This window comes from Streptomyces sp. NPDC048643 (assembly GCF_040650615.1).
Taxonomy (GTDB): domain Bacteria; phylum Actinomycetota; class Actinomycetes; order Streptomycetales; family Streptomycetaceae; genus Streptomyces.
On sequence record NZ_JBEZHO010000015.1, the window covers coordinates 73,037 to 92,678 of the forward strand.

The following is a 19,642-nucleotide window of genomic DNA, read 5'->3' on the forward strand; positions in this document are numbered from 1 at the left end:
GGAGGTGCTTGTCCAGCGGACAAGAGGAGCAGTCGGAATGAGTGAGACCACAGGACGGACCGGCGGCGTCGCCGCGGGTCAGGTCACCGAACAGACCGGGCATCGCAGTGCGGCGACGGCCGTTGTCCACGAATCGTATTCCTTCGCCTGCATGCGCTGCGGGCACGGCTGGGAGCAGTCCTACGCGATCGAGCACCACCGCGACGCGGAGGGCGCCGAGTTCGTGACCTACGTGGCGGACGGCCAGGTCGTGCCGTCGCCGCTCAGTCGTCCTTCCTGCCTGTACTGCGACAGCCACGTGGTGCGCATCATGCGCGCCGGTCAGGTGTCCTCCGTCCGCGCTTCCCTGCACTCCGTGACCAAGCCCCGGCCGGTACCGCGGCAACCCCAGGAGGGTGACGAGGGAGCGGAAGGGGCCGCTTCCGGCGACTCCTCCGCGACGCCGAACGAACCGCACCACTGGCACCTGTCGGACCTGCTGCACCCGTTCCAGCACCGCAGGGCCGGCTGATCCCGCAGGCCGGAGCGGCGACGGCCGCGACGTGAAGGAAGGCATGCCCCCTTCGTAGGATCGGGGCATGCCTTCCTCCGTATCCGACGCCTCCGGCAAGAACGCCGCGCCTCCGCTCCCCGAGCCCCTGCGCGTCCCGGTCGCCGACTCGCACACCCACCTCGACATGCAGTCCGGCACGGTCGAGGAGGGCCTCGCCAAGGCCGCGTCCGTCGGCGTCACCACCGTCGTCCAGGTCGGCTGCGACCTGAACGGCTCCCGCTGGGCGGCCGAGACGGCGGCCGCGTACGACGCCGTGCACGCCACCGTCGCCCTGCACCCCAACGAGGCGCCCCGGATCGTGCACGGCGATCCCGACGGTTGGTCGCGGCAGGGCGCCCGGCGGCCGGGCGGTGACACCGCGCTGGACGAGGCGCTCGGGGAGATCGACCGCCTCGCCGCCCTCCCGCAGGTCAAGGGCGTCGGCGAGACCGGCCTCGACAACTTCCGCACCGGCCCCGAGGGCAAGGCGGCCCAGGAGCGCTCCTTCCGCGCCCACATCGAGATCGCCAAGCGGCACGGCAAGGCCCTGGTCATCCACGACCGCGACGCCCACGCCGACGTGCTGCGCATCCTCAAGGAGGAGGGCGCCCCCGAGCGGACCGTCTTCCACTGCTACTCCGGTGACGCCGCGATGGCCGAGGTCTGCGCCCGCGCCGGCTACTTCATGTCCTTCGCCGGGAACATGACCTTCAAGAACGCCCAGCCGCTGCGCGACGCGCTCGCCGTGGCCCCGCTCGACCTCGTCCTCGTCGAGACGGACGCGCCCTTCCTGACCCCCGCGCCGTACCGCGGACGGCCCAACGCGCCGTATCTCGTTCCGGTCACGGTGCGTGCCATGGCCGCGGTGCGCGGGATCGACGAGGACACCCTCGCGACCTCGCTCTCCGCCAACACCGCGCGCGCATTCGATTACTGAGCGATAACGGCTCCGGGGGTTTTCCCTGGTCGGACGCCGGTCTCCGGTGGGGGAGTATCGCGACACAGCGTAGCCGCGTTGCTTGGGAGAGTGACGACCGCTCCGCTAGGTTCTGGTCGCCCGATCCGGACCCCTGGAGCGTGTCGTCGTGAGCAGCTCGCGGTACGAGCAGTACGAGACGTACGGACCCACCGGTGGCGCCGACGCCACCACGGTCGTCGACGCCGCCGGCGCCGCCGTGACCGCAGGCACGCCCTCCGAGGCCGCCGTGCCCGGTGGACGCCACGCGCGCGGCCCGGTCCCCGCGCGGGACGCGGCGGGCGGGCCCGGTGGGCCGGGCGGGGCAGTCCCGCCACCGGGATCCGGAGAGGTCCACGCGGCACACGAGGCGTACGGCGACTACTCGGGCTCCGGCTCCGGGGCGGGTTCGGGCTCCGGCTACGTGGAGTACGTGCGCTGGGAGCCGTACGGCCACGGGTACGCCGACACCTACCGCCCCGCGTACGAGGCGCGCACGCCAGGACACGGGACGCCGGACACGCCCGGAGCGCCCGCGCCCGGGGCTCACCGGGACTTTCCCGAGCCCGCCGGCCCGGCCGCCCCCGCCGAGCCGCGTCTCCCGCGCCAGTACACGGACGCGCCCGCCCAGGCCGGCGCTGCCGTGCCCGGGAGCGGGTTCGCGCAGGCGGACACCGTCGTCGACGGAAGCGGGTTCGCGCGGGCGGACACGGTTGTCCTCACCGACGCGATGGCGTTCGCGGACACCGTGGTCGTCACCGTGCCCGACCGGGAGGCGGTCCGGCCCGACGGGGGCGACGGGGTCCGTCCGGCCGGCGGGCGGGCCGACGCGCGCCGCGCGGCCCGGCGCAAGCGCGTCACCGACCGGCCCGACGCGCTGCGCCGGCTGCTCCCGCAGGCCCTGGTCGTCGCCTTCCTGGCCGGCGGCACCTCCGCGTTCGTCGCCAGCGACAAGGCGATCGAGCTCAGTGTCGACGGCAGACCGCGCACGCTGCACACCTTCGCCGACGACGTGACCGAGCTGCTCGCCGACGAGGGTGTGAAGGTGGGCGCCCACGACGTCGTCGCGCCCGCTCCCGGCACACCTCTGGCGAACGGTGACGAGGTCGCGGTGCACTACGGACGTCCGGTGAGCCTCACCATCGACGGCACCCAGCGCCGGGTGTGGACCACCGCGCACACCGTCGAGGGGGCGCTCAGACAGCTGGGGGTCCGTGCCGAGGGCGCCTACCTGTCCGCCTCGCGCTCCCAGCCGATCGGGCGGGCGGGACTGGAGCTCGACGTGCGGACCGAACGCACCGTCACGATCATGGCCGACGGCCGGGCCCGGACCATCCGCACCAACGCGGCGAGCGTCGGGGAGGCCGTCGAGGCGGCCGGCATCGCCCTGCACGGGCAGGACACCACGTCCGTCCCGGCGGGGAGCTTCCCGCGCGACGGGCAGACGGTCACCGTCCTGCGGGTCACCGGGACCCGGGAGGTCCGCGAGGAACGGATCCCGTTCGAGGTCCGGCGCACCGAGGACGCCTCGCTGTTCAAGGGCACCGAGGTCGTCGAACGGCCCGGCCGGTTCGGCGCGCGGCGCGTGACGTACGCGCTGCGGACCGTCAACGGCGTCCACGAGAAGCCGCGCCGTATCCGCGCCGAGGTGGTGCGGGAGCCGCAGGTCCAGCTGGTCAGGGTCGGTACGAAGCCGCACCCGGCCTCCGTCGACGGCGCCGACCACCTGAACTGGTCCGGTCTCGCCGCGTGCGAGTCCGGCGGCCGTCCCAGCGCGGTGGACCCGTCCGGCACGTACGGCGGCCTCTACCAGTTCGACACCCACACCTGGCAGACCCTGGGCGGCAGCGGACGCCCCCAGGACGCATCCGCCGCCGAACAGACGCTGCGCGCGAAGAAGCTGTACGTGCGCCGGGGCGCGAGCCCCTGGCCCCACTGCGGCGCCCGCCTCCACGGCTGAGCCCACCCGGCGGTCCGGCCCGCTCTCCCCGGACGGGGTCCCACGCCACGGGCGCCGCCTCGCGCAGGGGAACACCTTCCCCGGCGAGCACGCCGTTCTCCGGCGAACCCTCCGCGGCCGGAAGCGGCAGCGGGCCATGCCCCTCAGCGGGCGTTGAACGGCGGCAGGCCGGTTTCCGGCGCACGGGGCCGGACCGCTCCCGCGTCGGGGGTGTGCGCCCGGTGTGGCGTCCGGGCACTCCGGCCTCCGACTCCGTTCGAGGGCGGGGGAGTCGGCCGGAGGCCCCGTCCCAGGCGGCGCGCCCCGCGCCCGGTGAGGGGCGTGAGCCCGGTGGGTCGGTTCGCACCCGTACCCTTGGGGCGTGACCAGCCCCACCCCCGACGCCCTCCTGGGCCCCGCCGACGTCCGCGAACTCGCGGCAGCCCTCGGCGTACGGCCCACCAAGCAGCGCGGCCAGAACTTTGTGATCGACGCGAACACGGTGCGCCGCATCGTGCGGACCGCGGAAGTGCGGCCGGACGACGTGGTCGTGGAGGTGGGACCCGGCCTCGGCTCGCTGACGCTGGGCCTGCTGGAGACCGCCGACCGGGTCGTCGCCGTCGAGATCGACGACGTCCTCGCGAGCGCCCTGCCCGCGACGGTGGCGGCGCGCATGCCGGAGCGGGCCGACCGGTTCACGCTGGTCCACTCGGACGCCATGCAGGTCCGGGAACTGCCGGGCCCGCCGCCGACCGCGCTGGTCGCGAACCTCCCGTACAACGTCGCCGTGCCCGTCCTGCTGCACATGCTCGACACCTTCCCGACCATCGAGCGCACCCTCGTGATGGTCCAGGCGGAGGTCGCCGACCGGCTCGCCGCGGCGCCCGGTTCGAAGGTGTACGGCGTGCCGTCCGTGAAGGCGAACTGGTACGCGGAGGTCAAGCGCGCCGGTTCCATCGGGCGCAACGTCTTCTGGCCTGCCCCCAACGTCGACAGCGGGCTCGTGTCGCTCACCCGGCGTGCCGAGCCGATCTCCACGACCGCCCCGAAGAACGACGTGTTCGCGGCGGTGGACGCGGCCTTCGCGCAACGCCGCAAGACCCTGCGCGCCGCCCTCGCCGGTTGGGCCGGTTCGGCCCCCGCGGCCGAGGCCGCGCTGGTCGCCGCGGGTGTCTCCCCGCAGGCCCGCGGCGAGTCCCTGACGGTCGAGGAGTTCGCCCGGATCGCGGAGAACCGCGGCGAGGCGAAGGGCGCCGACACCAGGAACGCCCGCCGCTACCGCCCCGAGACCGGCAGCGCCGAGCACGCCGAGCACGCCGAGAACGCAGAGCAAGCCGAGCACGCCGAGCACGCCGAGAACGAGGAGTCGACCCAGCCGTGACGGAGACGGTGACGGTACGCGTCCCTGCCAAGGTCAACGTCCAGCTCGCGGTCGGCGGCGTACGCCCCGACGGCTTCCACGACCTGGCCAACGTGTTTCTCGCGGTCGGCCTCTACGACGAGATCACGGTCACCCCGGCCGACGAGCTGCGCGTCACCTGCGCGGGCCCGGACGCCGGCCAGGTGCCCCTGGACCGTACGAACCTCGCGGCCCGTGCCGCCCTCGAACTCGCCCGCCGGTACGGCGTCGACCCCGCCGTCCACCTCCACATCGCCAAGGACATCCCCGTCGCCGGCGGCATGGCGGGCGGCAGCGCGGACGGGGCGGGCGCGCTGCTCGCCTGCGACACGCTGTGGGGCACGAACGCCTCGCGCGACGAACTCCTCGACGTCTGCGCCGAGTTGGGCAGCGACGTGCCGTTCAGCCTGGTGGGCGGGGCGGCGCTCGGCACCGGCCGGGGTGAGCAGCTGCGCACCCTGGAGGTCGGCGGGACCTTCCACTGGGTGTTCGCGATGGCCGAGCACGGACTGTCGACCCCGGCGGTCTTCCGGGAGTTCGACCGGATGCACGAGGGCGTCACCGTCCCGGAGCCGGTCGCCTCGCAGGAGCTGCTGGACGCGCTGGCGAAGGGGGACGCCGCGGCCCTCGCGAGCACCGTCTCCAACGACCTCCAGCCCGCGGCCCTCTCCCTGTTCCCGGCCCTCGCCGACACCCTCGTCGCGGGCCGCTCGGCCGGCGCGCTCGCCGCGCTCGTCTCCGGCTCGGGGCCGACCACGGCGTTCCTCGCCCCGGACGCGGTGGCCGCGCGCACGGTCGCCGAGGCGCTGAGCGCGTCTGGCACCTGCCGATCGGTCCGCGTCACCCGGTCCCCGGCACCCGGCGCGCACGTCCTCGGCTGACCGGCGGACCGCCCCGCGACGGGCCGGGAGCGGGCAGGGAGGGGCGAGGGGGAGCGCGCGGGAGGCGACGCCCGGCTCGCGGACTACCCTTGAGGGTCGATCGTCCCCCTTGTTCAGGAGAGAAATGGCCGTCAACCTGGTCAATGTCGAGTCCGTCAGCAAGGTGTACGGCACCCGTGCACTGCTCGACGGGGTCTCCCTCGGCGTCAGCGAGGGGGACCGCATCGGCGTGGTCGGCCGGAACGGCGACGGCAAGACCACCCTGATCCGCATGATCGCCAAGCTGGAGGAGGCGGACACCGGGCGGGTCACGCACTCCGGCGGCCTGCACACCGGCGTCCTCACCCAGCACGACTCCCTCGACCCCACGGCCACCGTCCGCCACGAGGTCATCCGCGACATGGCGGACCACGAGTGGGCGGGCAACGCCAAGATCAGGGACGTGCTGACGGGTCTCTTCGGCGGCCTCGACCTGCCCGGCTTCCCGCAGGGCCTCGACACCGTGATCGGTCCGCTCTCCGGCGGCGAGCGGCGCCGTATCGCGCTCGCCAAGCTGCTCATCGAGGAGCAGGACCTGATCATCCTCGACGAGCCCACCAACCACCTGGACGTCGAGGGCATCGCCTGGCTCGCCCAGCACCTGCGCGAGCGCCGCTCCGCGCTCGTCTGCGTGACCCACGACCGGTGGTTCCTCGACCAGGTCTGCACCCGCATGTGGGACGTGCAGAAGGGCTCGGTCTACGAGTACGAGGGCGGCTACTCGGACTACGTGTTCGCCCGTGCCGAGCGGGAGCGCATCGCCGCGACCGAGGAGGTCAAGCGGCAGAACCTGGTCCGCAAGGAGCTGGCGTGGCTGCGGCGCGGAGCGCCCGCGCGCACGTCCAAGCCCCGCTTCCGCGTCGAGGCCGCCAACGAACTGATCGCCGACGTGCCGCCGCCCCGCGACAAGAGCGAGCTGATGCGCTTCGCCGGGACGCGCCTCGGCAAGACCGTCTTCGAGCTGGAGGACGTCACCGTGCAGGCCGGGCCCAAGGTGCTGCTCAAGCACCTGACCTGGCAGCTCGGCCCGGGTGACCGGGTCGGCCTCGTCGGCGTGAACGGCGCGGGCAAGACGTCCCTGCTGCGCGCCCTGGCCGACGCCGCCCGCAGCGGTGGCGAACAGCAGCCCGCCGCCGGCCGGATCGTCACCGGCAAGACGGTGAAACTCGCGTACCTCTCCCAGGAGGTCGCCGAACTCGACCCCACCTGGCGGGTCCTCCAGGCCGTCCAGTCGGTGCGCGACCGCGTCGACCTCGGCACCGGGCGTGAGCTGACCGCCGGGCAGCTGTGCGAGACGTTCGGCTTCAACAAGGAGAAGCAGTGGACGCCGGTCGGCGACCTCAGCGGTGGTGAGCGCCGGCGGCTCCAGCTGCTGCGCCTGCTGATGGACGAGCCGAACGTCCTCTTCCTCGACGAGCCCACGAACGACCTCGACATCGAGACCCTCACGCAGCTGGAGGACCTCCTCGACGGCTGGCCCGGCTCCATGATCGTGATCTCCCACGACCGCTTCTTCGTCGAGCGCACCACCGACAACGTGTTCGCGCTCCTCGGCGACGGCACACTGCGCATGCTGCCGCGCGGGATCGACGAGTACCTGGAGCGGCGCAGGAAGATGGAGGAGGTGGCCGCGGCCGCCGTTCTCGCCGCCGCCCCCGCCCCCGTCAAGTCGGCCTCCGCCGCCGACGCCCGGGCCGCCAAGAAGGAACTCCAGAAGATCGAGCGGCAGCTGGACAAGATGTCCGAGAAGGAGACCAAGCTGCACGCGCAGATCGCCGACAACGCCACGGACTTCGGGAAGGTCGCCCAACTCGACGCCGAACTGCGCGAGTTGACCGGCGAGCGCGAGGAGCTGGAGATGCGCTGGCTGGAGCTGGCCGAGGACGCGTGACCTCCGGGGGCGCCCGCCCGGCGTGATCGTCGGGCGCGCACGGCCCGTCGGGACGGCGTGCGCCTCCCGGCGGGCGCCCCTGCGTTCGGGGACGCGCCCCTCGCCGGAGCGGGGAGGACCCACCGCCCCCGCTGATGAACTTCCCTTGCGTGTCCGGCGTGAAGGCCCCGTGAAGACGCGTAACAACGGCATCACAGCCCGGTTCTCCCTTGGGTACAGGGCGCGCACCGGCCCCCTGCCCGCGCCCCCCGCAGTGATAGAAAGAGCCGTCTGAGAACAGTCTGAGAACCACCGGGTGTGGCGGAGATCCAGTGCCGCCGATGGGGCGCCACATCAGTGAAGAGGGGGAAGCGCTGATGAGTCAGCCGCCGAGTCAGCCGCCGCAGGGCGGGTTCGGAGCACCGCAGGACCAGCCGCCGACGGGCGGTTCGGGCACACCGCAGGACCCGCGCTCGCAGGGCGGCTTCGGCGCGCCGCAGCCTCCGCCCCAGCAGCCGCCGCAGAATCCGCCCGCCGGTCCGCCGCCGGCCACGCCCCCCAACACGCCCCCGCCGCCGCAGGGCGCACCGCCGCCCCCGCAGCCCGGCTACGGATACCCGCAGCAGCCAGGACCGTACGGCCAGCCGCAACAGCCCGGTCCGTACGGCCAGCCGCAGCAGCCGGGACCGTACGCCCAGCCGGGGCCCTACGGTCAGCCCGGCCCCTACGGCTACCCGCAGCAGCAGCCGGGCTACGGCTACCCGCAGCAGCCCACGTACCCGGGCGGCCCCGGCACCCCGCCGCCCGGCGGCTCGAAGAACCCGTTCAAGGGCAGGCCCGCGCTCGTCGTCGCGGCGGCCGTGGCCGGACTCCTCGTCGTCGGCGGCACCGTATGGGCCGTCACCAGCGAGGGTGACGGCGGGAAGAAGCCCGTCGCGAAGGAGAGCCCCAGCCAGAGCCCGAAGGCGTCCGCGTCGGACGACCCGGTCAACCCCGGCGACGGCAGCGGCGACGGCGGCGAGGACGACGAGAACCTGAACGCCGGCCGCAAGCCGGGCGAGGCGAAGGTGCTCTGGTACAAGTCCGCCCCGGACGCGCCCGGTTCGGGCGCCGACGCGCCCGGCCTGTGGATCACCGGCAAGGCGGCGGTCAAGGCCGCGTACAAGCAGGTCTTCGCGTTCGACGTCGGCAACGGAAAGCCGGCCTGGGACGCGCTGACGTTCCCGCAGAAGATCTGCGCCGTCACCCCGCAGAAGACGTCCGACGACAAGGTCGTCATCGCGTACATGAGCGGCTCCAGCAGCAGCGCCAAGTGCAACCAGCTCCAGCAGATCGACCTGAACACCGGGGCCAAGGGCTGGAGCGGCAAGGTCGCCGACGGCGGGCTGTTCGACAGCGCGCTCTCGATCGAACTGTCCATCACCGGCGACACCCTGACCGTCGGCCGCTCGATGTCCGGCACGGCGTACGACGTCTCCAGCGGCAAGAAGCTGTGGGACAAGGAGAAGTACGGCGCCAGTTGCTACCCGGCCGGGTTCGCCGGCGGCAGCAAGCTGCTCTCCGTCTCCTCCTGCGGCGCCGGCAGCGACACCGAGCACGACGAGGTGCAGGAACTGGACCCCTCCACCGGCAAGGTGAAGTGGACCACGAAGATCGCCAAGGGGTGGAAGGTCCAGCGCGCCTACTCCGTGGACCCGGTCGTCCTCTACCTGACCAACGACGCGAAGAAGACGGTCAACGTCAGTGTCCTGAGCGACAGCGACGGCGCCATCCGCGCGCAGCTCAAGAGTGACGACGGCTTCGCGCCCGAGTGCGGCTTCGCGATCCTCAGCCGCGACCTGACGGGCTGCTTCGGCGCCGTCGCCGACGCGAACACCCTGTACCTCCCGACCGACGAGAAGACCGGGGCCAACGAGGTCGTCGCGTTCGACCTGGCGACCGGCAAGGAGAAGTGGCGGGTCAAGTCCCCCGCGGACGCCACGATGATGCCGATGCGGACGGAGGGCGGCACGCTCGTCGCCTACGTCGAGGCGTCGTACGACGGCGGCGGACGCGTCGTGTCCGTCCCGACGACCGGCAGCCACAAGCCCAGCACGCTCCTGCAGAACCCGCAGGGCACGGCGAACATCGAGAGCAGCTTCTTCTCGAAGGCCGTCGACTACGTGGACGGGCGCTTCTACATCTCCACCACCCGGCTGACGGGCAACGACGAGGCGAAGGAGAAGCTGATGCTGGCTTACGGCAAGTGACCGCAGCCCGCCTCCCGTTCCCGCGCGATCCCCGCGCGCACCGGCCCGCCGCCCCTTCGTCCCCAGAGGTACCCACGCCATGAGCCAGCCGCCCCCGCCGCCCCCGAACCAACCGCCGTCGGATCAGCCCCCGTCGGACCAGCCCGAGCCGAAGGAGCCGCAGAAGGGCGGCTTCGGCGCGCCCCAGGACCCGCCCCCCGGCGGTTTCGGGGCCCCACAGAGCCCGCCGCCCGGTGGCTTCGGCGCACCCACGCCGCCTCCGCCGCCCGCGCAGGGGCCCGGCTACGGCTACCCGCAGACGCCCCCGCCCCCGCAGACGGCACCGCCCGCGGCCCCGCCGCAGCAGCCCTACGGCTACCCGCAGACTCCGCCCCCGGCCCAGCCGGGCTACGGCTACCCGGGCCAGCCGCAGAGCCCCTACGGCGCGCCCGGCCAGCCGCAGAACCCGTACGGCGCGCCCGGCCAGCCGCAGAACCCGTACGGCGCGCCCGGCCAGCCCGGCCCCTACGGCTACCCGCAGCAGCAGACCATGCCGATGCAGCCGCAGGCTCCCCAAGGGGGCTCCGGCGGCGGGAAGTTCAACGCCCAGATCGTCATCATCGTGGCGGCCGTCGTGGTCATCGCGCTGATCATCGGTGGTGGCGTCCTGTACATGACCTCCTCCGGCAAGAACGACGACAAGAAGAACTCCGCCGACTCGGGCGGCGGCACCGGTGGCAAGGGCGGCGACGGCAAGGGAACCGGCGGCACCTCGTCCAACGGACAGGAGAAGGTGCCTGCCAGCACCGCCTCCAGCCCGTTGTTCCAGATCCCCGCGCCTGCCGTGCCCAAGGGCGACACCAGCGTGACCACGGTCGGCTCCTGGCTCACCGACAAGGTGTACGCCAAGAGCGGTGTCGCCGAGATCAACGGCTACGACCCGGACTCCGGCGCCAAGACCTGGACGATCAAGCTCCCCGGCCCGGTCTGCCAGGCCAGCCGGCACACCACCGACTCCGACCGCACGGCGATCATCTACGAGCCCGCCATGCCGACCAAGGCGGACCCGTCGCACGGTTGCAGCCAGCTCGCCGCCATCGACCTCGACGCCGGCAAGAAGCTCTGGACGCGGACGATCAAGTCCGGTGACCAGCCGATCAACCTCGACAACGTGACGGTCAGCGGCAACACGGTCGCCGCGGGCAGCACCAGCGGCGGCGGCGCGTTCGACATCTCCACCGCCAAGCCGCTGTGGGCCCCGAAGACCACCGACAGCTGCTACGACTCCGGCTACGGCGGCGGTCCGAAGCTCGTCGCGGTCCGCAAGTGCGGCGAGTACGGCAGCTCGCGCCAGCTGCACATCCAGACCATCGACCCGAAGACCGGGAAGGTGATCTCCGAGTACAAGATGTCTCCCGGCATCGAGTACGCGAGCGTCGTCTCCACCGATCCGCTGGTCGTCGCCGCCGACGTCGGCGACTCCGCCGGGGACGGCAGCGGCATCTCGGACTTCTTCTCCATCGACAACAAGACCGGCACGCTGCGCACGAAGATCTCCGCGCCGGGCAAGACGTACGCGGCCCGCTGCGACGGCATCACCAGGATCGAGTACTGCTCCTCGCTCGCCGTCGGCAACGACAGGCTGTACATCCCGACCGAGGAGCACGACGGCTCCGGCGAGTACAGCCGGACCAACGAGATCGTCGCCTTCGACCTGGCCACCGGGAAGCAGACCGGCCAGCGCGCGGACGCCGGCGACGGCTACACCATCACCCCGCTGCGGATGGACGGCACCAATCTCCTCGCGTACAAGCGGCCGCCGTACGACAAGGGCGGGCAGGTCGTCACGATCGACGGGACCTCGTTCAAGGAGACCAAGCTCCTGGAGAACCCGGGGGACCAGTCGGTGCGCGACGCGGAGTCCAGCATGCTCCCGGAGTACGCCGAGATCCTCTTCCACGACGGGCATCTGTACATGTCCCAGGTCTTCGCGGACAAGCCCTCGACGACGGGCGACAAGGAGTACCTGGCGATCGCCTTCGGAACCAAGTAGCCCACGAAGCGGACTGTTTCGTTCGGTTGCTGTCGCGCATGCGGCCCCGTCCCTGTTCAGGGGCGGGGCCGTACGCGTACCCCGCATCACTCCCTATTGGGAGAGAATTCGATATTCCGGGGCACTTCTCTCCAGTAGGGGAAGCGCAACGTCGAACAAGCGTGTAGCTTCCGGGGGATGGAGAGCCGGGGGGCTTCTCATCCACGGGGAACCAGTGGGGATGCTTGGGGGGACTGGGGGGTTGCCTGATGGGAGTGCGGCTCATGGTGGTCGATGACCACCGACTGCTGGCCGAGGCGTTGGCCTCGGCACTGAAGCTGCGCGGGCACCGGGTGCTCGCCGCGGCGGCGCCCGCCGCGGGGGCGGCGGAGCTGGTGATCACCCGGGCGCCGGAGGTGTGCCTGATCGGCACCGCGACACCGGCCGAGCCGGGGATCTTCGACCCGGTGGTGCGGATCAAGCGGGAGCGCCCGCAGGTGGCGGTCCTGGTGCTCGGTCCGGTCCCGAACCCGCGCGGTATCGCCGCCGCGTTCGCCGCGGGCGCCTCCGGCTACGTACGTCATGACGAGCGCATCGAGGGGGTCGAGCGCGCCATCATGAAGGCGCGGGCGGGCGAGGCGGCCGTCGCGCCGCAACTGCTCCAGGGCGCCTTCAGCGAACTGCTCAACCCCGCGGCCCAGCCCGACGACGAGGGGCAGCGCCTGCTCCAGATGCTCACGCCCCGCGAGGTGGAGGTCCTCGTGCGCGTCGCGGACGGGGAGGACACCCGGCTCATCGCGGCCGGCATGGGCATCGCGCCCTCCACGGCCCGCACCCACGTCCAGCGGGTGCTGATGAAGCTGGGCGTCGGCTCCCGTCTCGAGGCGGCGGCGCTCGCCGCCCGCACGGGACTGCTCGACCGCGCGGGCCCGATCCCCGCACCGGCGGCACCGCACCCGTCGGAGAACGACCCCTTCTGAGAGCGCCGCGGGCCCTGAGGTCCGCGCCCCGATGTCCGTCCCCGGGCCACCGGTCCTACGGGGCCGGGGGCTTGCCCTCGTCGAAGCTGGCGAAGTACGCGGCGGCCATGTCCTCGTCCCCGTGGCCGTGGGCAGCGGCGCGGGCGAAGCGTTCGGCGGCGGCCTCGGCGACATCGAGCCGGACGCCGTTCTCCCGCCCGGCCGCGACGATCAGCCGGGCGTCCTTCTCCGCGGTGGTGACCGCGAAGGCGGCGGGGGACAGCCGTTCCTCCAGGACGAGAGCGGCCTTGGCGTGCAGATAGCCCATGTCGAGCGGGCCGCCGGCGATGAGGCCGAAGAAGTCCTGCGGGTCAACACCGAGCGCCTTCGCCAGCGCGAGGGCCTCGCCGGTCGCGGCGGTGGCCGCCAGGACCCAGCTGTTGGCGACGAGCTTGAGCCGGGTGGCGCTGCCCGCGGCGCCGTCCTCCCCGGTCCACACGGTCCGCGAGCCGACGGCGTCGAAGACCGGCGTCACCGCGTCCCGGGCCGCCACCGGGCCCGCGGCCAGCACGGTCAGCTGTCCGGCCTCGGCGGGGGCGCGCGTCCCGAGGACCGGCGCGTCGAAGAAGGCGAGTCCGTGCTCGTCGGCGAAGCCGGCCAACTCCGCGACGCCTTCGATCCCGGCGGTCGTCGACTGCGCCCAGACAACCCCGTCCCGCAGTCCGGGCGCCGCCTGCCGCATCGTGTCGAGGGTGGCGGGCCCGTCGTAGAGCATGGTCAGGACGACGTCGGCGCCCCGCACGGCCTCCTCGGGCGACGCCGCGACGTACGCCCCGTCGGCGGCCAGCGGCTCGGCCTTGGCGGCGGTGCGGTTCCAGACCCGGACGGTGTGCCCGGCCCGAGCGATGTTGCGGGCCATCGCGGCCCCCATGATCCCGGTACCCAGGACGCTGACGGTGAGTGTCTCGTTCATGGGGTCAGCCTTCCCGCTGGACGGGGTTCATGCGCGGCGGCGCGGCCCTTCGACCCGTCAGTCCCCGTAGCCGTCACGGAGGATCCGCCGGGCCACCGTCCTGCGCACGGTGGTGAGTTCCGCGCCGATACGCAGCTCACGTCCGGCGTCGGAGACGACCGCGGGCGGTACGGGCGGTCCGATCCGCAGCGCCGTCTGGCGCAGCCAGGTCGGCGGGTGGGTGGAGTCGACACTGTGCCCCCGCCGGATGCTGGCCCGGCGCTGCCGCTCGCGTTCGTGGTCCGGGACGGATCTCAGGTCGGCGGCGAGACGTTCCCACAGCCCGTCGGCCCGGTCGTCGTCGCCGCGGGTGCGCGGTCCCCTTACGGAGGACGCGTTGGCCTCGCGCATCAGCGTGACCTCGGCCGATCGGGAGACGAGCAGCCGGTCGAAGAGCTCCACCGCCGCCTCGGTGGACCCTGCACGGGCGGCCAGCCGGTCGGCGAGGTACTCGCTCCGCTGGGCGCCGCGCAGCGTCAGCCGGTCCAGCAGGAGCAGCAGCCCGAGGAGGATCCAACGGGGCAGGGCGTAGAACACGTTGATGGTCACCGTGAGCAGGGTGACGTCCGGGTAGGGGTGGAAGAAGTACTCCCAGGTGAACAGCGAGCGGTACGCCGTCGCGACGACCCGTCTGTGCCGGGTGTCGCCGTTGCTGTAGTGGCCGAGCTCGTGACCGAGCAGGGCGATGCGCTGCTGCGGGGTCAGGATCTCCCACAGCGGCAGCCCCAGGGTGAGCAGGCGGCGGTCGCCGATGCCGTAGGTCACGACGCTCGCGTTGATCGAGCTGTCGACGGCGATCGCGTCGACTCCGCGGGTGCCGACGACGACGGCCACCTGGTCGACGAGCGTGAACAGTTCCGGTGCGTCGGCGCGGCGCAGGACGGGCACGTCCGTCGGCAGACGCGTCAGCCGGGGCCGGAGCGACCACGCGAGGGTGAGGAACAGCGCGCCCGGCACCATGCCGAACCCGCCCCAGCCCCGGATCAGGAAGCCGATCCCGGCTCCGGTCACGGCCACGGTGACCGCGTGGACGGCGAGGGCGAGGGCGTAGGCGAGGACCGAGGAGGCGTCGCGCCGGGGCCGCAGGGTTCCGCCCGCGGTCAGTTCGGCCAGCAGCCTCTCGCCGTAGCGCCGCGCCTGGGCGCGCTGGGCCCGGGCGAGGCGGCCCGGTCTCTCCTCCGGCGGCGCCGGGTCGACGTTCCAGTCGCAGGCGGCGCACCACGCGCTGAACCTGCCGTGGACGCGGATCTCGGTCCCGCAGTCCGGGCACGCCTGGACCGACTCCTCAGCGGCGGTGTGCATCGTGAACTCTCCCCCTGCCCCCACGGCCCCTCCCCAGAGACCGTCTGTACATGACATGGTGAAGCTGATCACACCGGTGACGCCGCGTAAAGCGACTGGTCCGGGCGGAGCCGGCGCTCTCGGTCCGACGCCCGCCCGGACATGCCTCGGGGCCGGGTTCCCGTGGGAACACCGGCCCCGGGCAGCGGGGTCGAGCCGGTGGAGCTACTCCTTCGGCGGTGTGGCGCCGTCGGCCGGGGTGTCCGGAACCGGGGCGGCCAGCGGGCGGAGCCAGATCCAGGCCAGGAAGAACAGGCCGAGGATCAGCATGCCGAGGCCGGTCCACAGGTTGATGTTGACGCCGACCGCCTTGTCGATCTCGGCGTCGGAGGCCGTGATCCCGGCGATCGTGACGATGATGCCGTAGACCACGAACAGGCCGCCGATGATCAGGCGGATGTCGAACAGCCGGGCGGCGGTCGTGGACTTCTGCTGAAGTTCCGTGACCTCGCGCTGGAGGTCACGTTCCGAGTTGTCGGACATGGTTTCTTGATTCTCCCTCGTCAGGACCCGTCGGAACTCGTCAGAGCGAGAACGGGATGTAGCAGGCGGCCGCCAGGATCACGGCGCCCCAGCCCAGCAGTGCCGGCCTGCGGTACCAGGCGTCGTCGCCGGCGGCCGGCGGCTCGGCCATGCCCGGGGAGCGGGTGCCGTAGACCAGGCCCTCCAACTCCTCGGCCGGCTTCGGGGCGGTGAACAGCGACACCGCGACCATGACCACGGCACCGGCGACGAAACCGGCGATCGCGGAGACGAAGTTGGCGCCCTGGTCGGACGGGAAACCGATGATGCCCTGCTTGTAGAAGACGAAGTAGTTCACCATCGCGGCCGTCGTACCGGCCAGCAGACCCCAGAAGCCGGACTTCACCGACGCGCGCTTCCAGAACATGCCGACGATGAAGACCACGAACATCGGCACGTTGAAGAAGGAGAAGAGCGTCTGGAGGTAGCTCATGATGTTGGAGAACGACGACGCCAGGAAGGCCGTCCCCATCGACGCCAGGACACCGATCACGGTGATCCCGCGGCCGAAGCGCACGTAGTAGGCGTCCTCGCGGTCCTTGACCACGTACCGCGCCCAGATGTCGGTCGTGAACACGGTGTTGAAGGACGAGACGTTGGCCGCCATGCCCGCCATGAACGCGGCCAGCAGACCGGTCACGGCGATGCCGAGGACACCGTTCGGCAGCAACTCCTGCATCAGGTAGGGGATCGCGTCGTTGTACTGGAGGTCCGATCCCTTCATGCCGATCTTCGGGACGAGGACGGCGGCCACCAGGCCCGGGATCATCACCAGGAAGACGATGAAGATCTTCGGGTAGGCCGCGATGAGCGGGGTGCGCTTGGCCGCCGAGAGGTTCTTCGCGGACAGCGCGCGCTGCACCTCGGCGAAGTTCGTCGTCCAGTAGCCGAAGGACAGCACGAAGCCGAGACCGAGCACGATGGTCAGCCAGTTGGCGCCGAGCGGGTTGGCGCTGCCGATGCCGGTGCCGCCCCAGGCCGTCGTGAAGTCGTGGCCGTGCGAGGCGTCGAGCGAGTCCGTCAGACCGTCCCAGCCGCCGACCCGCTTCAGGCCGAGCGCGGCGATCGGGATCAGCGCCGCCAGGATCACGAAGAACTGGAGGACCTCGTTGTAGATCGCCGAGGACAGCCCGCCGAGGGTGATGTACGCGAGGACGAAGAAGCCGGCGACGACGATCGCCACCCACTGCGGCCAGCCGAGCAGCGCCTCGACGACGATCGCCAGCGAGTACAGGTTGACGCCGGCGATGAGGATGGCGGCGAAGGCGAACAGGATCGAACTCAGCAGGTGCGCGTACTTGTCGAAGCGCAGGAAGAGGAACTCGGGCACCGAGCGGACCTTGGAGCCGTAGTAGAACGGCATCATCACGAGGCCCAGGAAGACCATCGCCGGGATGGCGCCGATCCAGTACCAGTGCACGGTGTAGACGCCGTACTGGGCGCTGTTGGCCGCCATGCCGAGGATCTCGGTGGCGCCGAGGTTGGCCGAGATGAAGGCGAGGCCGGTGATCCAGGCCGGGAGCGAACGCCCGGAGAGGAAGAAGTCGAGGCTCGTCTTGACCGAGCTACGGGCCGCGAAGCCGATGCCGAGGACGACCACGAAGTAGATGCCGAGGATCGTGTAGTCGAGTGCGTTCGTGGGGAGCCGCAGCTCGGCGGCCAGCACGCTGCCCGATGGTGGGAGATATGTGGGGGACTGCATCAGAACTCGCTTCGTCGCGTGAACGTATCGGACCGGAACCTACGCCGCCGCTTCTAATAAATGAACACTTCCGATGGTGTCCTTTGTTTGATTGTGATGTTGACGGCGCTGGTGCCTTGTGGTTTGTTATGTTCGGTTATGTTTGAAGGTTTGATCGGGTGTGGATGGGGAGTCCGACAGTGAAGAAGACCTCGACCCGGCTCGCCGACGGTCGTGAGCTCATCTACTACGACGCACGGGACGACCAGGTCCGCGACGCGGTGGACCGGCGCCCGCTCGACCCGACCGTCACCACCTCCGAGGTGCGCCGCGACCCGCTGCTCGGCGACGCGGTCGCGATCGCCTCGCACCGGCAGGGCCGCACCTACCACCCGCCGGCCGACGAGTGCCCGCTGTGCCCGTCCTCCGGCGACCGGCTCAGCGAGATCCCCGACTCCTCGTACGACGTCGTGGTCTTCGAGAACCGTTTCCCCTCGCTCGCCGGAGACGCGGGCCGCTGCGAGGTCGTCTGCTTCACCTCCGACCACGACGCGTCCTTCGCCGACCTGACGGAGCGGCAGGCGGCACTCGTGCTGGAGGCGTGGACGGACCGCACGGCCGAACTGTCGCATCTGCCCTCCGTGGAACAGGTCTTCTGCTTCGAGAACCGCGGCGCCGAGATCGGCGTGACACTCGGTCACCCTCACGGGCAGATCTACGGCTACCCCTTCACCACGCCGCGTACCGCCCTGATGTTGCGGTCCCTCGCGGCCCACAAGGAGGCGACCGGCGGCGAGAACCTGTTCGACGAGGTCGTCGCGAAGGAGCTGGCGGACGGTTCACGGGTCGTCCTGTCGAGTGACCACTGGGTCGCCTTCGTGCCCTACGCCGCGCACTGGCCCTACGAGGTCCACCTCTATCCGCGCCGCCGCGTCCCCGACCTGCTCGGCCTCGACGAGGAGGCACGCACAGAGTTCCCCCAGGTCTATCTGGAACTCTTGAGGCGCTTCGACCGGATCTTCGACGGCCCGGACGGTGCGAAGGACGGGGCGAGCGGGTCCCCGACGCCGTACATCGCGGCCTGGCACCAGGCCCCGTTCGGCCCGCTCGACGAGTTCGACGGCGTCAACCGGGACGACTTCGCGCTCCACCTCGAGCTTTTCACCATTCGCCGCACTTCCGGCAAGCTGAAGTTCCTCGCGGGTTCCGAGTCCGGCATGAGCGTGTTCATCAACGACGTGCCGCCGGAGACCGCGGCTCAGCGACTGCGAGAGGTAGCGAGTTCATGAGTGGGAAGTACCTGGTCACCGGTGGAGCCGGCTATGTGGGCAGCGTGGTCGCCCGCCACCTGGTCGAGGCGGGCCACGAGGTCACCGTCCTCGACAACCTCTCGACGGGATTCCGCGAGGGCGTCCCCGCCGGGGCCTCCTTCGTCGAGGGCGACATCCGCGACGCCGCCAAGTGGCTGGACTCCTCGTACGACGCCGTCCTGCACTTCGCCGCCTTCTCCCAGGTCGGCGAGTCCGTGGTGAAGCCCGAGAAGTACTGGGACAACAACGTCGGCGGCACCATGGCGCTGCTCGCCGCGATGCGCGACGCCGGTGTGCGCAGGCTCGTGTTCTCCTCCACCGCCGCGACCTACGGCGAGCCGGAGACCACCCCGATCGTCGAGTCCGCGCCGACCCGCCCCACCAACCCCTACGGCGCCTCCAAGCTCGCCGTCGACCACATGATCACCGGCGAGGCCGCCGCCCACGGACTGGCCGCGGTCTCGCTGCGGTACTTCAACGTGGCCGGCGCCTACGGCGACAGCGGCGAGCGGCACGACCCCGAGTCGCACCTCATCCCGCTGGTCCTCCAGGTCGCCCAGGGCCGCCGCGACGCCATCTCCGTCTACGGAGACGACTACCCGACCCCGGACGGCACCTGCGTCCGCGACTACATCCACGTCGCGGACCTCGCCGAGGCGCACCTGCTGGCGGTCGCCGCCGCCTCGCCCGGTGAGCACCTGATCTGCAACCTCGGCAACGGCAACGGCTTCTCCGTCCGCGAGGTCATCGAGACCGTGCGCCAGGTGACCGGACACCCGATCCCCGAGGTCGTGACACCGCGCCGCGGCGGCGACCCGGCGATCCTCGTCGCCTCGGCGGACACCGCCCGGGAGCGGCTCGGCTGGAACCCGTCCCGCGCGGATCTCGCGGGCATCGTCGCGGACGCGTGGGAGTTCGCACAGAACGTAGCGAAGGGATAGC

Annotated in this window: 15 protein-coding genes; 11 read left to right on the top strand and 4 right to left on the bottom strand. The window is 71.9% G+C overall.

Features of this window, described 5'->3' with window-relative positions; all coding sequences use genetic code 11:
* Positions 1-37: 37 nt before the first annotated feature.
* The 9 genes from AB0C62_RS17465 to AB0C62_RS17505 all read left to right on the top strand — a co-directional run bounded on the left by AB0C62_RS17465 (position 38) and on the right by AB0C62_RS17505 (position 12,855).
* The gene (locus tag AB0C62_RS17465) at positions 38-511 is read left to right on the top strand and encodes a hypothetical protein (protein ID WP_362973980.1); all 474 of its coding nucleotides are present in this window, start codon (positions 38-40) and stop codon (positions 509-511) included.
* 67 nt (positions 512-578) lie between these two features.
* A complete protein-coding gene (locus tag AB0C62_RS17470; protein WP_362973982.1) occupies positions 579-1,469 on the top strand; it encodes a TatD family hydrolase in 891 nt (296 codons plus the stop codon).
* A 661-nt stretch (positions 1,470-2,130) separates the two neighbouring features.
* The gene (locus AB0C62_RS17475) at positions 2,131-3,447 is read left to right on the top strand and encodes a ubiquitin-like domain-containing protein (protein WP_362974141.1); all 1,317 of its coding nucleotides are present in this window, start codon (positions 2,131-2,133) and stop codon (positions 3,445-3,447) included.
* A gap of 361 nt (positions 3,448-3,808) precedes the next feature.
* Entirely contained in the window at positions 3,809-4,807 is a 999-nt protein-coding gene (rsmA, locus tag AB0C62_RS17480; protein WP_362973984.1) for a 16S rRNA (adenine(1518)-N(6)/adenine(1519)-N(6))-dimethyltransferase RsmA, read from the top strand.
* The gene (locus AB0C62_RS17485; RefSeq protein WP_362973986.1) at positions 4,804-5,706 is read left to right on the top strand and encodes a 4-(cytidine 5'-diphospho)-2-C-methyl-D-erythritol kinase; all 903 of its coding nucleotides are present in this window, start codon (positions 4,804-4,806) and stop codon (positions 5,704-5,706) included. The genes rsmA and AB0C62_RS17485 overlap by 4 nt, the downstream gene beginning before the upstream one ends.
* 124 nt (positions 5,707-5,830) lie before the next feature.
* Complete coding sequence (locus tag AB0C62_RS17490; protein WP_362973988.1) at positions 5,831-7,636, top strand: ABC-F family ATP-binding cassette domain-containing protein; 1,806 nt, start codon at positions 5,831-5,833, stop codon at positions 7,634-7,636.
* Positions 7,637-7,992: 356 nt separating this feature from the next.
* A complete protein-coding gene (locus tag AB0C62_RS17495; RefSeq protein ID WP_362973990.1) occupies positions 7,993-9,864 on the top strand; it encodes a PQQ-binding-like beta-propeller repeat protein in 1,872 nt (623 codons plus the stop codon).
* Positions 9,865-9,943: 79 nt separating this feature from the next.
* Positions 9,944-11,896 (top strand): PQQ-binding-like beta-propeller repeat protein, encoded by a 1,953-nt coding sequence (locus AB0C62_RS17500; protein ID WP_362973992.1) that lies wholly within the window; start codon positions 9,944-9,946, stop codon positions 11,894-11,896.
* 248 nt (positions 11,897-12,144) lie between these two features.
* Positions 12,145-12,855 carry a LuxR C-terminal-related transcriptional regulator gene (locus tag AB0C62_RS17505; RefSeq protein ID WP_362973994.1) on the top strand — a complete coding sequence of 237 codons (711 nt, stop codon included), beginning with the start codon at positions 12,145-12,147 and terminating at the stop codon, positions 12,853-12,855.
* Between the two features lie 55 nt (positions 12,856-12,910).
* Here the strand turns inward: AB0C62_RS17505 and AB0C62_RS17510 are convergent, their stop codons facing one another.
* The 4 genes from AB0C62_RS17510 to AB0C62_RS17525 all read right to left on the bottom strand — a co-directional run bounded on the left by AB0C62_RS17510 (position 12,911) and on the right by AB0C62_RS17525 (position 17,411).
* Positions 12,911-13,807, bottom strand: coding sequence for an NAD(P)-dependent oxidoreductase (locus AB0C62_RS17510; protein ID WP_362973996.1), 897 nt, complete (start codon positions 13,805-13,807; stop codon positions 12,911-12,913).
* Between the two features lie 57 nt (positions 13,808-13,864).
* On the bottom strand, positions 13,865-15,148 hold the full coding sequence (locus AB0C62_RS17515; RefSeq protein WP_362973998.1) for a M48 family metallopeptidase: 1,284 nt from the start codon (positions 15,146-15,148) through the stop codon (positions 13,865-13,867).
* A 204-nt stretch (positions 15,149-15,352) separates the two neighbouring features.
* Positions 15,353-15,670: a hypothetical protein gene (locus AB0C62_RS17520; protein WP_362974000.1), complete on the bottom strand. Its 318-nt coding sequence runs from the start codon at positions 15,668-15,670 to the stop codon at positions 15,353-15,355.
* Positions 15,671-15,710: 40 nt separating this feature from the next.
* Entirely contained in the window at positions 15,711-17,411 is a 1,701-nt protein-coding gene (locus tag AB0C62_RS17525; protein WP_362974002.1) for a sodium:solute symporter family protein, read from the bottom strand.
* Between the two features lie 179 nt (positions 17,412-17,590).
* Here AB0C62_RS17525 and galT point away from each other — a divergent pair, with 179 nt between their 5' ends.
* Positions 17,591-18,679: a galactose-1-phosphate uridylyltransferase gene (gene galT, locus AB0C62_RS17530; RefSeq protein ID WP_362974004.1), complete on the top strand. Its 1,089-nt coding sequence runs from the start codon at positions 17,591-17,593 to the stop codon at positions 18,677-18,679.
* Complete coding sequence (gene galE, locus AB0C62_RS17535) at positions 18,676-19,641, top strand: UDP-glucose 4-epimerase GalE (RefSeq protein ID WP_362974006.1); 966 nt, start codon at positions 18,676-18,678, stop codon at positions 19,639-19,641. Before galT ends, galE begins: the two co-directional genes overlap by 4 nt.
* Position 19,642: the final 1 nt, after the last annotated feature.